Genomic DNA, 12,628 nt, shown 5'->3' with positions numbered 1-12,628 from the left:
GCAGAATTCAAGTATTTGAACCACATCTGTCGTAAGGGCAATTCATCAATTGCCCCTATAGGGTGTTCTATCCCATATCTCATCCTGTGAAAACCGCTACAAGTATTCAACCGGACTCAATATGACAATCTGCTAACTTTGGGTAACAGTCTCTTTCGCCAAGAACTTCTCTAATTCTGTCAGCGCATCAGCATCAACCTTAGTTTGCATTGGGCAGAACTTAGGCCCACACATCGAACAAAACTCAGCAGTTTTATAGATATCTGCTGGTAGAGTTTCATCGTGATATTCCTTAGCTCTTTCTGGATCGAGTGATAATTCAAACTGACGGTTCCAATCGAAGTTGTAACGCGCCTTAGAAAGTTCATCGTCTCTATCCCTTGCACCAGGGCGATGTCTAGCGATATCCGCCGCATGAGCTGCTATTTTATAGGCAATCAATCCATTCCTGACATCTTCGGCATTTGGTAGACCCAAATGTTCTTTAGGTGTTACATAACATAGCATTGCAGTACCGTACCATCCAGCCATTGCTGCTCCAATAGCCGAAGTGATATGGTCATAACCGGGAGCAATGTCTGTCACCAATGGCCCCAACACATAGAAAGGTGCTTCAGAACACTCTTCCATCTGCTTACGGACGTTGAACTCAATTTGATCCATTGGCACATGTCCAGGCCCTTCCACCATCACCTGTATATTATCTTCCCAGGCTTTGCGAGTTAGCTGTCCAAGGGTTTTCAACTCAGCTAATTGTGCTTCATCTGAGGCATCATGGGTGCAGCCAGGACGCAGGGAATCTCCTAAACTGAAGGAGACATCATATTTTTTGAAAATCTCGATAATGTCTTTGAAGTGAGTATAAAGCGGGTTTTGTTTGTGATGATGCAGCATCCACCGCGCCAAAATACCGCCACCGCGAGAGACAATACCAGTGATCCGGTTTCTCACCAAAGGCAAATGCTCAATCAAAATCCCAGCGTGGATAGTTTGATAGTCTACTCCTTGCTGGGCGTGCTTTTCAATGATATGGAGAAAGTCATCAGCAGTCAGGTTCTCGATTGTGCCGTGGACACTTTCTAAAGCTTGGTAAACGGGTACTGTACCAATGGGAACTGGCGAAGCCTTGATGATAGCGGTGCGAATTTCATCCAAGTTACCGCCGCCTGTGGACAAATCCATCACGGTATCAGCACCGTACTTCACGGACAGATTCAGCTTATCAACTTCTTCCTGAAGATTAGAAGAGTTGGGGGAAGCGCCGATATTAGCATTTACCTTACATTTGGAGGCGATGCCAATAGCCATCGGCTCTAGGTTAGTGTGATTAATATTAGCCGGGATAATCATTCGCCCCCGCGCCACTTCCTCACGAATGAGATCCGCAGGGAGATTTTCCCGTTGGGCGACGTAGTGCATTTCTTCGGTGATAACACCTTGGCGGGCGTAGTGCATTTGAGATACATTACCCTGCCCACGTCGTTTAGCAACCCATTCTGTCCGCATATTATAATTCCTCGATAAACAGCTTCCCTCCGCTGGTATTACCCAGACTCAGGTGTTAAGGGTGTGATCTCAGCCTGGTTATGTAGGCACCCCTAGCATGGATGTAGTGTACCACCTTGGTTATGGTTGCGAGCAAGGGTGTTAAAAATTTATGCTGTTTTTTCGGAGTCTGGCGATGTCTACGACGGGCTGCGCCTACGCTGTTTCTGTTGAATAATGTCTAATATCGCCTTGTGGATTTCCTCTGGAGTCATGGAGGCGGGATAAGTCGCAGAGGGAGGTTTTGCCGTCAAACGATCCGCAAGTGCGTAAAAAGCCTCTTGATCATCTTGGTGTGCAATGACGTAGGCGCGTAATTCTGCCTTGCTCATAGCATCAAAGTTTGGTTTGCTCATGGATATTCCCAGTTCCCATCACGACTAATCAGAATTTCTATATCTTCTCCAGCCAAGATGAATATTTTTCCAGTGCGTTCATCCAGACGCAGCATATAAATTGGTTTGTAGACAGTCGTCAATAATTGACACAGGTAGACACACTTTAGGGCTTGTGCTGCTGTTGGAAGGATAACCGCTCCTTTGATATAAAAACTTATCTATAATTTTATAGTAAATTGATGGAGTCAAAGCGATACCATAGTCTGTTAATTTGGCGTAGTTTACAGCCGGAGGCATCGCTGAAGTTTCTCCCTATTGGCGTGCAAACATATTGTAGTTTATCAAGCTGTAACTCGAACATCAGAAGAAATAGATTGTTCGCAATACTTTCTAATTAGCGCTTGGGCATTTTCTCGGCGATTTCCTGTAAATAAATTACATACTATTTCTTCAGATTGAGAGTAAAGATGTAATAATCCAAAGTCTTTTACCCGTGAATAAAGTAAGGGAACTGCTGCAAGAGAGAGTAAAGTTGCCTTTTTGCGAGCGCGCTCTCTTGCTTCAGAATAATCATGATATGAAGATTGGAATTCTACGACTAAACAAGGTTTATAGTCAGAATTAGTTATCAGAGCGTCTACACTGGAGCTAAATAAAAACTTTCTTAGTTCGATATCAAGGTTGCTGTCTTGTTCACAAAATTGGCATAAGCTAACCTGTGTATGGATTTTATAATTTTCATCTATGCAGGTTTGCAAAAACTCTAGCATCCTTTCTTCATAAGAATTAATTAATCTTTTTGATTTAATGCTCATTAACTTTTTACCATAATAATTTTAACAAAATATGTAAGTAATTCTTCTAAACTTTCATTGGAAACTACAGAAAATTGACCTGTATATGGAAATAGCCTGTCTTCATAAATATATAGAGCTATTTTATATTTTTTCAAAAAACTCTCAAAATTATACAGATTGCTTCCTTGAGAGTTTACATCAATATGATCCATTAAATAAAAGCTAAATTCTTCATTATCCTCTTCAGCATATTGCTGAGGCAATCTGTCTATAGAAATTTTGTAATACTGAACTAATTGCCTAAAAGCAAAAGTCATACCCGGTCTAACCCAGACAAATTTTGAGGTAATCCCAAGTCCATTTAAATATTTTCCAGTTGGGTCTTTACCTAAATCAATTGCCTCATTTATTCCATCAGGAATATTTATATTTATAATATGCTGTTTTAGTATTGTCTTAGGAATAGAAATACATAAACTATCCTGTCTTTGAGCTAAAACAAGCTGATAACGTTTAGCTCCTTTTACAGGATTCTTAAGCCGATATCCTATGTACTGAGATGTACGGTTCTCTTCAAACTTGTCATAAAAACCAAGTTTCTCCAGCATACTGGTAGCCAAAGACAGCAAATCTTCTCCACCTTCAATCACCTGGATATTTGTTGAAATCAAACGGGGAACGCCGTTTTCTACCTCAAAACGCTGGATAACATCATATATAATTTTTGACATTAATTAATTCCCAAAAAGCTTGGCTAAGGTTCATGGGAATAGTGTAACGCTTATTCTTCAATAATCCAATAGTCTTAGCTAAGATTTTTAGATTTTCTGGGAAGTGCTTATTCTTCCTATAGCTTGATGGCTTAAAGGCGATCGCACCCTCACGCCCTTCAACCAAAAGCTTTAAACCACCAGTTACTATGGAGCGATCGCTTTGGCTACAGGTGGGCGAGACGCCCACCCCACAAGAAGTAGTTGAGTATTTTTTTATTTGGAAGTCCCTAAGTACAAATATTTCAGCAAATAGGTACAGCTACTTTCGCGTGTTTGTTAACGTAGTCCACAAATAATTGCTTTAGCCGGGGACTAACGCCAGCATGTTCAAAGAATCCAAAACCCAGATTCCTAGCTTTTGCTAAGGTTTCCTCTGGTGTTAATCCTTCCTGGATAGCGATACTTAAGAGTGCAATTCCAGTTGATCGCATCCCGGCTGCACAATGCACAACTGCTGGTTTCGGGATTTGTTCTAGTATCGTCAGGATTTTGGTAATTGCCTCTTCATTCAAATTTTTTAAATCCACCTTGAGTGGAACATTCCGATAATACAGCCCCAATGCTTCCGCTACTTTTTGCTCATCCTGGGAAAATCCTAGCTCATCAGGTGATCGCAGATTCAGAACCGACTTAAAACCTTCTTGGATAGCTTGCTCAAGCTGTTTTGCTATAACTTGTCCTGTGGTCGTCAAATTTTCGTTAATCTGTATGGCGTTGATCACATTCACTCCTTTTGACTTTCTAGTGTCTTCCAGCTTGGTAAATACTCTAAGCGAGCAAGCTTTGAGAAGATATTCAAATAAACACGGCAAAATTAGCTACATATCAGACGATATTGTTTGATTACTTCAAAATTTGCCTTTTGAAGTTGGTTATTTTATTACTCTATACATAATACACATATATCCGATAGGATTGCCGTAGTTTAGAAGAAATAAATTATTTTTTATTAGAGCTATTTTCAGGTAAATAGACCACGCAGTAAGGGCACAGCATTGCTGTGCCCCTACGACAGATGTGGTTTAAATACTTGAATTCTGCTGTAACTCCAGCAATTTCTGCCCAGAAAAACTACTATCGTTCATTAGGATTAGGAGAGCGGCTACTTACCTTACCAAAGAAAGGCAGGAGGCAGGAGCAAGAAAATATATTTTTTGCCCTCTGCCACTTTCTTTTAGATCAAGTAAATTTATTTATGAAAAAAGAAGAAAATATGTATTTCGAGATGCGTAGCGTATATTTACCGCGTCCTTATTGAAACCCCTAAATTTATTTATCGGGTTTACCTCCTGCCTCCTGATCAATCACTAATTCAGCAAATCAGGTTCTTCGCGCACAATCCTGTCGTAAAGTGGCTGGAAGCTGAACCACCCACTTGTATGTGACCCCACTTGAGTTTGTGTTAAACGGGCTGTTTCGTGTTTGATAGTAGTGGGTCTACCCGCAGCTTGTGCCAGCAGTTGGGCTTGACACGATCGCTCTAAGCTAATGTACCAAAAGGCAGCTTCATCTACTGTATGTCCCACAGTTAAAATGCTGTGGTTACGTAGGATTATGGCTTTTTTTGACCCCAAGGCTTGCGCCAATCGCTGACCTTCAGAAGTTTCTAAAACAACACCTGTGAAATCGTTAAATAGGGCATGGTCTTCGTAAAAAGCACAAGAATCTTGAGTCAAGGGCTCAAGCAGACGACCTAAACTAGACCAGGCTTTACCATAAAGTGAATGGGCGTGAGCGGCTGCAATTACATCAGGTCGAGCTTCATGAATTTGAGAATGGATGGCGAAAGCAGCTCGATTTACTTCAGCATCGCCTTTAACCACCTCACCTTCTCTGTTAACCAAGAGTAGGTCTGAAACTCGGATATGACCGAAGTATGTCCCGAATGGATTGACCCAGAAATGGTCTGTAAACTCCGGATCACGAGCCGTAATATGTCCTGTAATTCCCTCGGTGAAGCCAAACTTACCAAACAGGCGAAAAGCAGCAGCTAGGCGTTGCTGACGGTGTAGGCGTTCGTCTTCAACTCGCTCGAATACAGGGGGTTGTGGTCTATCGTACTTGGGCATTTTCTTTTTCCTCTTCCTCTTTATAGGGAGCGTTAGAATATCTAGAGCGAAAGGATTTGACGCTATGAGATTCTGTTATGAACTGATGACGTAAGACGCAGCCAGTATCATTACCTTAGAAGATGGATAGATACAGATGCGCTCTGAGACGTGGTTTTGACGGCGTGGATATCACTATCTGGGGGTAAGAGGCGGTAGATATCCCCTGGTTAAAGCGATGTCTAGGTTGGGCTACGCCTACGCACTTCAGTTACTTATAATTGTGCGTGTCCTTCAGCATCGCCGTTATCTACACGGCGATAGACTGTAACCCATAAAGTCAACAGCCTAGCCACCATCCCCCGATAAATTTAGCTGCCCATAGACATTGATATTAAATGTAAATTGAATATCGATGTGGTTGCTGGTATATCCTGTGGGCAAAGGTGCAAAAGGTGCAGATCGCTGTATAGCCTTGAGCGCTGCTTGATCAGTGACGCTGAATCCAGAGGTTTGGGCTAGCTGGAGATTGCTTAGTTGCCCGGAACGCTTAATAGTGAAGTAAAGCACCGTTCGCCGGGAAGACTGGCTCACTTCTGGTAGCCACTGCTGCTTGACTTTTTGCTGTAGTTGCTTTAAGTAAGAGGTGATATCTATATTTTGACTGCTGGCATCAATACCAGAATGAGCTTGGTGATCGCGGTTGGAATTAGGTAAGGCTGCCAGATAATCACCGCTAAAATTCCGACTAGATACACTCTGAGTACCACCCAGCAAGCTTGCTGCACCTTTTTTCAGAGATGACTGAGCTTGAGATGGTGTTCGCCGACTTAATCTAGTTCCCGACTGACCTAAGTTCTTAGGTTTGGCTGCTGGTGATGTAATAGCAGGTGCGATCGCTGTTTTTCGCGGTCGGGCTAACGGTGGTGTAATATTAGGCACTACTACTATTTTTTTCGGTTTAGGTTCTGGTGATGTAATAGCAGGTGCGATCACTGTTTTTCGCGGTCGGGCTAACGGTGGTGTAATATTAGGCACTACTATTTTTTTCGGTTTGGCTGCTGGTGATGTAATAGCAGGTGCGATCGCTGTTTTTCGCGGTCGGGCTAACGGTGGTGTAATATTAGGCACTACTATTTTTTTCGGTTTGGCTGCTGGTGATGTAATAGCAGGTGCGATCGCTGTTTTTCGCGGTCGGGCTAACGGTGGTGTAATATTAGGCACTACTGCTATTTTTTTCGGTTTAGGTTCTGGTGATGTAATAGCAGGTGCGATCGCTGTTTTTCGCGGTCGGACTAAGGGTAGTGTAATATTAGGCACTACTACTATTTTTTTCGGTTTAGGTTCTGGTGATGTAATAGCAGGTGCGATCGCTGTTGGCTGTGGTTTAGGTTCTGGTGATGTAATAGCAGGTGCGATCGCTGTTGGCTGTGGTTTAGGTTCTGATGATGTAATAGCAGGTGCGCTCGCTGTTTTTCGCTGTAGAGCTAACGGTGGTGTAATATTAGGCACTACTACTATTTTTTTCGGTTTGGGCGCTAGTGGTATAGTTGCAGGTGCGATCGCTGTTGGCTGTGGTTTGGGTTCTAGTGGTATAGGTGGAGGTGCGATCGCTGTTGGCTGTGGTTTGGGTTCTAGTGGTATAGGTGGAGGTGCGATCGCTGTTGGCTGTGGTCGGGCTGGCAGTGGTATAGTTGCAGGTGCGATCGCTGTTGGCTGTGGTCGGGCTGGCAGTGGTATAGGTGGAGGTGCGCTCGCTGTTGGCTCTGGCTTGGATGCTAGTGGTATAGGTGGAGGTGCGCTCGCTGTTGGCTCTGGCTTGGATGCTGGTGATATAGGTGGAGGTGCGCTCGCTGTTGGCTCTGGCTTGGATGCTGGTGATATAGGTGGCGGTGCGATCGCTGTTGGCTGTGGTTTGGGTTCTGGTATAGGTGCAGGTGCGATCGCTGTTGGCTCTGGCTTGAGTTGTTGAGGAGATAGATTTGGTGATTCCGCTTTTTGCTGCCTTGGTTCTGGCTGGAATACCTTTGCTGGAGATAAAGCTGTTAAGTCAAAAGGACTTTTGCTAGAGGCTTTATGTGCATCGGAATTAGCTGACTTCACAGCAGAAACAGGTCTTTTTGGTAAAGCTTTACCACCGGCAATAGAATCTTTAGTAGCCCGGAATGAGGACTTTTGGGGTATGTGTGTTTCATTGGGATCAACTTCAACTACCTCAATTGGAATCTCTTCCTTAGGCTCAGGCGTAAAAGCTCTGAGCCAATATTTGCTCCCAATCAGTAAAGTAGAGTGTAGGAGGATGGAAATAACTAGACCTTGGAGCATCTGCCCTGGACGCACGCTCCGATAGCGCTGAAATTCATGAGAAAAAGCCATATTATTGTGCTTTCGCGTGATCGATAACAGCTTCAACAGTCTATTTACAGGGTACAAGCTTCTGTACCAAGTACATACACTCAGTACGGGCTAAACAATAGCTATCCGCTAACAGCACTCCTGAAAACATCGGTAAGTGTGTAGTGTGTGTCTCAAGTATTAATGTAGATATAGGCACGGCACAATAACTTGTATTACAGGAACTACTAATGAACCGCTCGAAAATAATTGCCATTCTTACAGGTGCGATTTCTATTATTTTAGCGATCGCCTACCTCATCCTAGTCCAACTGCTGGACTATCGTGACATGAAACCCGCTCCCATCAGCCAATTTGACCAAGCGCCTGCGATTATTTCTGATTGTTGGCAGATTGACAAAATTGCCAAAGTGTAGATTAAATTTAGGAACATAGATTAAATAAAATGCAAAACTTCATCCTGTCTCTGGCTTCCCTCTCCTTTATAAGGAGAGGGATTGAGGGTGAGGTAAGCCAGGGACATAAATTGTATGTTATTTAATTTTTATTCCTTAGAAACACGCGGTAGGGGCAGATGCGCTTATCCTGTGTTCAGAAGTCGAGTGTTTCTATAAAATTTCTTTGAGAAAAATCAGAATTTTAAACTTGATTGCGATAATACGTTTAGCTAACTTAAATTTGTTTATTCTAAACTGTTAAAGTTCCCCGTACTACAAGTGAGTAGGGTCAATGACTGCTTCATCATCAGATAATTCGCTCAGTTCCTCAAGCACTTATACTCTAGACATAGCTAGGCAAGAGTATCAATATAACTACACCCATATTCCATCTATTGCGATGGTGGATCAGCTTTCTGTTGCAGAAGAGTTCGCGACTAACTGGTATTTTTTATTAGCGCAGCAGTTACGAGTTATTTTTGTCAATACCCTGATTGTCAACCGAGGCAATCAGGGTTCTTTATCGATTCGTGATGATGTCGAAAGGTTTATTTTAGAAGCCTTGCTCAAGGGAGCAATCCCAATTCAATTCAACATTATGGCGAGAATCCTGCAAATTCTCCCCCAGTTTTTACTTAAAGGGATATCTAAGGATCTTAGAGAACTCGACGATCTTTTCTTTCATATTCTTAAAGAAAACGGACTTGTGATCCTCAGAGATACTCTAAATCAGGTAATTACGCTTCTATATGAAGGACAGCCCACAGGACACGCAACCAGTCTCAAGGACTACGAAAATTTGTTTCCGGAGATTGGTGTACCAGCGATCGCTAAAACTTACCAGGAAGATGAAGTATTTGCCTACATGCGAGTAGGTGGCTACAATCCCGTGATGATCGAGCGAGTAACCAGTCCAGGCGATCGCTTCCCAGTCACAGACGAGCATTACCAAGCAGTGATGGGAACTGACGATTCATTAGCAGCAGCAGGACTTGAAGGAAGGCTCTACTTAGCTGACTATAAAATTTTAGACGGCGCGATCAACGGTACATACCCACATGAGCAAAAATATGTCTATGCTCCCCTAGCACTCTTTGCCTTACCCAAAGGCTCAGATCCCACCCGTCTATTCCGTCCGATCGCCATTCAATGCGGTCAAACCCCAGGAGCAGATTATCCCATTATTACCCCTAACTCCGGTAAATACCCTTGGCTTTTTGCCAAAACAATTGTCCAAATCGCAGATGCCAACTTTCACGAACCGATTACTCACTTAGCAAGAACTCACCTGTTAGTTGGTGTTTTTGCGATCGCAACCTATCGACAACTGTCAGTTACCCATCCCCTAAGAATTCTGCTGCGCCCGCATTTTGACAGCACCTTAGCAATTAACGATGCCGCCCAACGCATTCTCATTGCTCCTGCCGGTGGCGTTGATAGATTACTCTCAGCATCAATCGATAACTCTCGCGTTTTAGCAGTGTTAGGGTTGCAAAGCTATGGTTTTAATAGTGCCATCTTACCCAAGCAATTCCAACAGCGTGGTGTGGATGATCCCAACCTATTGCCTGTTTATCCTTACCGGGATGATGCACTATTAGTCTGGGATGCTATTCATCAATGGGTTTGGGACTACCTGAACCTTTATTACACTACGAATGAAGACATTCAGAAAGACACAGCCCTGCAAGCTTGGGCAGCCGAAATCTCAGCTTACGATGGTGGTCGCATCCCCGATTTTGGCGAAGATGGTCGCATCAAAACGCTCAATTACCTGATTGATGCCACTACGCTGATTATTTTCACTGCCAGCGCTCAACACGCAGCCGTTAACTTTCCCCAAAAAGATTTGATGAGCTATGGTCCAGCCATTCCGATGGCAGGTTATTTACCAGCCTCAACTCTCAAAAGAGAAGTTACTGAGCAAGACTACCTCAATTTGCTCCCTCCCTTAGATCAGGCGCAACGGCAATACAACCTACTCAGCTTATTGGGGTCTGTATACTACAACAAGCTGGGCGAGTATCAGCAAGGATACTTTACAGACCAGAAAGTAAAACCATTATTACAGGCATTCCAGATTAACCTTCAGCAGGTAGAACATACCATCAAGCAACGTAATTTGCACCGTCCCACCTATGAGTATCTGCTTCCTTCTAAAATTCCTCAGAGCATCAATATCTGAATTGGAAACAAGGGAGTAGGGAAGATGAGGAAAATAATAATTCCTAGCTCTTGACTAAGTACTCTCAATGCCCAATGCCCAATGCCTAATGCCCAATGCCCCAAAATAAATATTATGACACTTAAAGATAAAGTCCTCAAAGGTCACGATCGCCAGCTATGGCTTGCACCTATACTAGCCAAAGTAGGTTATGACACTGCGATCGGCAAGCTTCTACGCTTAGTTTTTTATTACATGGATGCCTCAATCATGCTCAACGCATGGCGGGATTTTCTCTACATCCGTAAGGATAATATTGGAGACAAGTATTTTGCAGTAGACCAAGCAATCATGCATTCCTCTCACACCCAAGTGAGAGAACTAATGCAAACCCAACCACAACTGCGAGGAAATGATTTAGGTATCATCAGAATATTAGCTCCTAGCTACCTGCTCGATAATCCTCTGAGCTTGGGAACAAACGGGAACGAACACACAGGACTGCGTGCTGTGTTCTCACAAGCCTTACCGGAACCGTCAGAGCAGATAGACTTTTTAGGGTATCTAGTTGAGCAAAGCCTGTTAGAGGCTGCTAGACAGAGCAAATTACACATCGGCAACGATTTGCCAAAGATCATGCTGTCGATTTTGCACGAACTGGTTTTTCAGATATCTTTATCTGAGGAAGAAATCACAGGATCAAGCAGTTACATAAAAGGTTTGGTTCTCGCATCCTTGCCAAATTTTATTAGCAAGTATCTGCTAGCAATATTAACAGTGCCAAAAATTCGGCATCGTCAGTATTTAACCAAGAAATATCAACAATCTACCAAATGGGTATCTTACCTTGAAATAGGCGCTCAGTATCAGTTGAACGAACACCAAATCGCTAATGGCCTTTTCGATATGATTCATATTGCCGGTACTGCTGGCACGAGTGGGCTTTTAGGATCTGTTATTGGTGTTTTATGCTTGGATAATGCCCTCAGAAATAATGTAGTGTCAGAAGTCAATGCAGTTTGGAATGGCAAGGAAAGTTTAGACCCAGACGCTCTAGAAAAGTCAACACTTCTCAATCAAGTGATTCTGGAAACAGCTCGTCTCTATCCACCTGTGCGATTTGTTAGCCAACTCACCACTGAAGCGGGTGAAGTTGAGATTGGAGAACAAAAATGTCCATTCCAAAAAGGTACTCGCCTGCTTGGCTCTATTTTTACAGCTAATCGGGATGCCAATAGATATCAAAATCCAGATGATTTTGACGTAACACGGAATTTTTCAGATATCTTATCTTGGAACGGCGAAGGACATGAGCGAGCCTGTCCTGGTAGATCCTTATCAATTGGCTTTATCAAGATTTTCTGTTTACATCTGTTCAAGAACTATCAATGGGACTCAATTACAGAAGTCAAGTGGGATTTTGAAAAAGTGACTGCCGTTACTCCCAATAATTTAGTGCTACAAGGTTTTGCTCAACGACTGTGAGTAGTGAGTGCTGAGTTATGATCTGGTCATTGTTATGGCTTTTTAAGATTGTCTTAGTTACGAATTATAAATTAGTATGACGGAATTAATCGAGAAAAAACAACTCAATAATATTGCAACCTGGATGATTCCAATTAAACAAACAAACTTACCATCTGTCCTTAAAGGTGTGTTTTTTATGGATGGTAATCCACTGCCAGATACTTGCATCACTATGTACAATTTAGAATGGGACACACAGAACAGAATTTTGATTTTGCCAGTCTTTGCACCGTTGCAGTGGACTTTTCATAACTCGATTCCTGGCTGGATATTACTACATTTAGCTCAATGGTTTGAGGTAAATTACAAAATTCAGTTTGAAGATGAAACTTTGCAGCAAGCTCAAATCATACCTATTTTACTGGGAATACCAATTTCAACATTGATTATAAATTTTACAATGTCCCAAGACAAAAATTCTCTCAATGGAGATATTTGGCACAGAAAGAACGTTTGGTTCGGCGGACTTTCTAGAGCTGGTGAGTATACTCTCCGTAGGGTTGTTGATGAAGATGGTCGTTATACTCCTGCTTTTAACGATATGCTTTCCAGAGTTCCAAATGAGTGTTTAGTGATTGCAATAAACTCAAAATACAATGCCTTTAGTAATATTAGTAACAGCTAGTTTGTTATGTAAAAAAACG

The 12,628-nt window shown here is 42.7% G+C and carries 15 protein-coding genes and 1 riboswitch; of the genes, 6 read left to right on the top strand and 9 right to left on the bottom strand.

Features of this window, described 5'->3' with window-relative positions:
- Window positions 1–132: 132 nt before the first annotated feature.
- The 7 genes from thiC to V7K36_RS23555 all read right to left on the bottom strand — a co-directional run bounded on the left by thiC (window position 133) and on the right by V7K36_RS23555 (window position 4,175).
- Window positions 133–1,506, bottom strand: a complete 1,374-nt coding sequence (gene thiC / locus V7K36_RS23585; protein WP_335119812.1) for a phosphomethylpyrimidine synthase — start codon at window positions 1,504–1,506, stop codon at window positions 133–135.
- 7 nt (window positions 1,507–1,513) lie between these two features.
- Window positions 1,514–1,610, bottom strand: a riboswitch (TPP riboswitch).
- Window positions 1,611–1,685: 75 nt separating this feature from the next.
- Window positions 1,686–1,901 carry a DUF6887 family protein gene (locus tag V7K36_RS23580; RefSeq protein ID WP_335119810.1) on the bottom strand — a complete coding sequence of 72 codons (216 nt, stop codon included), beginning with the start codon at window positions 1,899–1,901 and terminating at the stop codon, window positions 1,686–1,688.
- Complete coding sequence (locus V7K36_RS23575) at window positions 1,898–2,074, bottom strand: DUF6888 family protein (protein ID WP_442948510.1); 177 nt, start codon at window positions 2,072–2,074, stop codon at window positions 1,898–1,900. The genes V7K36_RS23580 and V7K36_RS23575 overlap by 4 nt, the downstream gene beginning before the upstream one ends.
- A gap of 150 nt (window positions 2,075–2,224) precedes the next feature.
- Complete coding sequence (locus V7K36_RS23570) at window positions 2,225–2,698, bottom strand: DUF2726 domain-containing protein (protein ID WP_335119807.1); 474 nt, start codon at window positions 2,696–2,698, stop codon at window positions 2,225–2,227.
- Window positions 2,698–3,411, bottom strand: coding sequence for a hypothetical protein (locus V7K36_RS23565; RefSeq protein ID WP_335119805.1), 714 nt, complete (start codon window positions 3,409–3,411; stop codon window positions 2,698–2,700). The genes V7K36_RS23570 and V7K36_RS23565 overlap by 1 nt, the downstream gene beginning before the upstream one ends.
- On the bottom strand, window positions 3,392–3,640 hold the full coding sequence (locus V7K36_RS23560; protein WP_335119803.1) for a hypothetical protein: 249 nt from the start codon (window positions 3,638–3,640) through the stop codon (window positions 3,392–3,394). Before V7K36_RS23560 ends, V7K36_RS23565 begins: the two co-directional genes overlap by 20 nt.
- 55 nt (window positions 3,641–3,695) lie before the next feature.
- Window positions 3,696–4,175: a phosphatase domain-containing putative toxin gene (locus V7K36_RS23555; RefSeq protein ID WP_335119877.1), complete on the bottom strand. Its 480-nt coding sequence runs from the start codon at window positions 4,173–4,175 to the stop codon at window positions 3,696–3,698.
- 308 nt (window positions 4,176–4,483) lie between these two features.
- Here V7K36_RS23555 and V7K36_RS23550 point away from each other — a divergent pair, with 308 nt between their 5' ends.
- A complete protein-coding gene (locus V7K36_RS23550; protein ID WP_335119801.1) occupies window positions 4,484–4,711 on the top strand; it encodes a hypothetical protein in 228 nt (75 codons plus the stop codon).
- 49 nt (window positions 4,712–4,760) lie between these two features.
- Here V7K36_RS23550 and V7K36_RS23545 read toward each other — a convergent pair whose 3' ends face one another.
- The gene (locus V7K36_RS23545; RefSeq protein ID WP_335119799.1) at window positions 4,761–5,522 is read right to left on the bottom strand and encodes a class II aldolase/adducin family protein; all 762 of its coding nucleotides are present in this window, start codon (window positions 5,520–5,522) and stop codon (window positions 4,761–4,763) included.
- Between the two features lie 327 nt (window positions 5,523–5,849).
- On the bottom strand, window positions 5,850–6,443 hold the full coding sequence (locus V7K36_RS23540) for an energy transducer TonB family protein (RefSeq protein WP_335119797.1): 594 nt from the start codon (window positions 6,441–6,443) through the stop codon (window positions 5,850–5,852).
- Between V7K36_RS23540 and V7K36_RS23535 the strand changes: the two genes are divergently transcribed.
- The 5 genes from V7K36_RS23535 to V7K36_RS23515 all read left to right on the top strand — a co-directional run bounded on the left by V7K36_RS23535 (window position 6,367) and on the right by V7K36_RS23515 (window position 12,609).
- Window positions 6,367–7,473, top strand: a complete 1,107-nt coding sequence (locus tag V7K36_RS23535; protein ID WP_335119795.1) for a hypothetical protein — start codon at window positions 6,367–6,369, stop codon at window positions 7,471–7,473. The two genes, V7K36_RS23540 and V7K36_RS23535, sit on opposite strands and share 77 nt — an antisense overlap.
- A gap of 613 nt (window positions 7,474–8,086) precedes the next feature.
- Window positions 8,087–8,272 carry a hypothetical protein gene (locus V7K36_RS23530; RefSeq protein WP_335119793.1) on the top strand — a complete coding sequence of 62 codons (186 nt, stop codon included), beginning with the start codon at window positions 8,087–8,089 and terminating at the stop codon, window positions 8,270–8,272.
- Window positions 8,273–8,585: 313 nt separating this feature from the next.
- Complete coding sequence (locus V7K36_RS23525) at window positions 8,586–10,478, top strand: lipoxygenase family protein (protein ID WP_335119791.1); 1,893 nt, start codon at window positions 8,586–8,588, stop codon at window positions 10,476–10,478.
- 114 nt (window positions 10,479–10,592) lie between these two features.
- On the top strand, window positions 10,593–11,942 hold the full coding sequence (locus V7K36_RS23520; RefSeq protein ID WP_335119789.1) for a cytochrome P450: 1,350 nt from the start codon (window positions 10,593–10,595) through the stop codon (window positions 11,940–11,942).
- Between the two features lie 76 nt (window positions 11,943–12,018).
- Complete coding sequence (locus tag V7K36_RS23515; protein WP_335119787.1) at window positions 12,019–12,609, top strand: hypothetical protein; 591 nt, start codon at window positions 12,019–12,021, stop codon at window positions 12,607–12,609.
- Window positions 12,610–12,628 lie beyond the last annotated feature (19 nt).

It is taken from the genome of Nostoc sp., assembly GCF_036919555.1.
Taxonomy (GTDB): Bacteria; Cyanobacteriota; Cyanobacteriia; order Cyanobacteriales; family Nostocaceae; genus Nostoc.
Note: the sequence above shows the minus strand (reverse complement) of the source record. Positions and strands in the feature narration are given on the sequence as shown.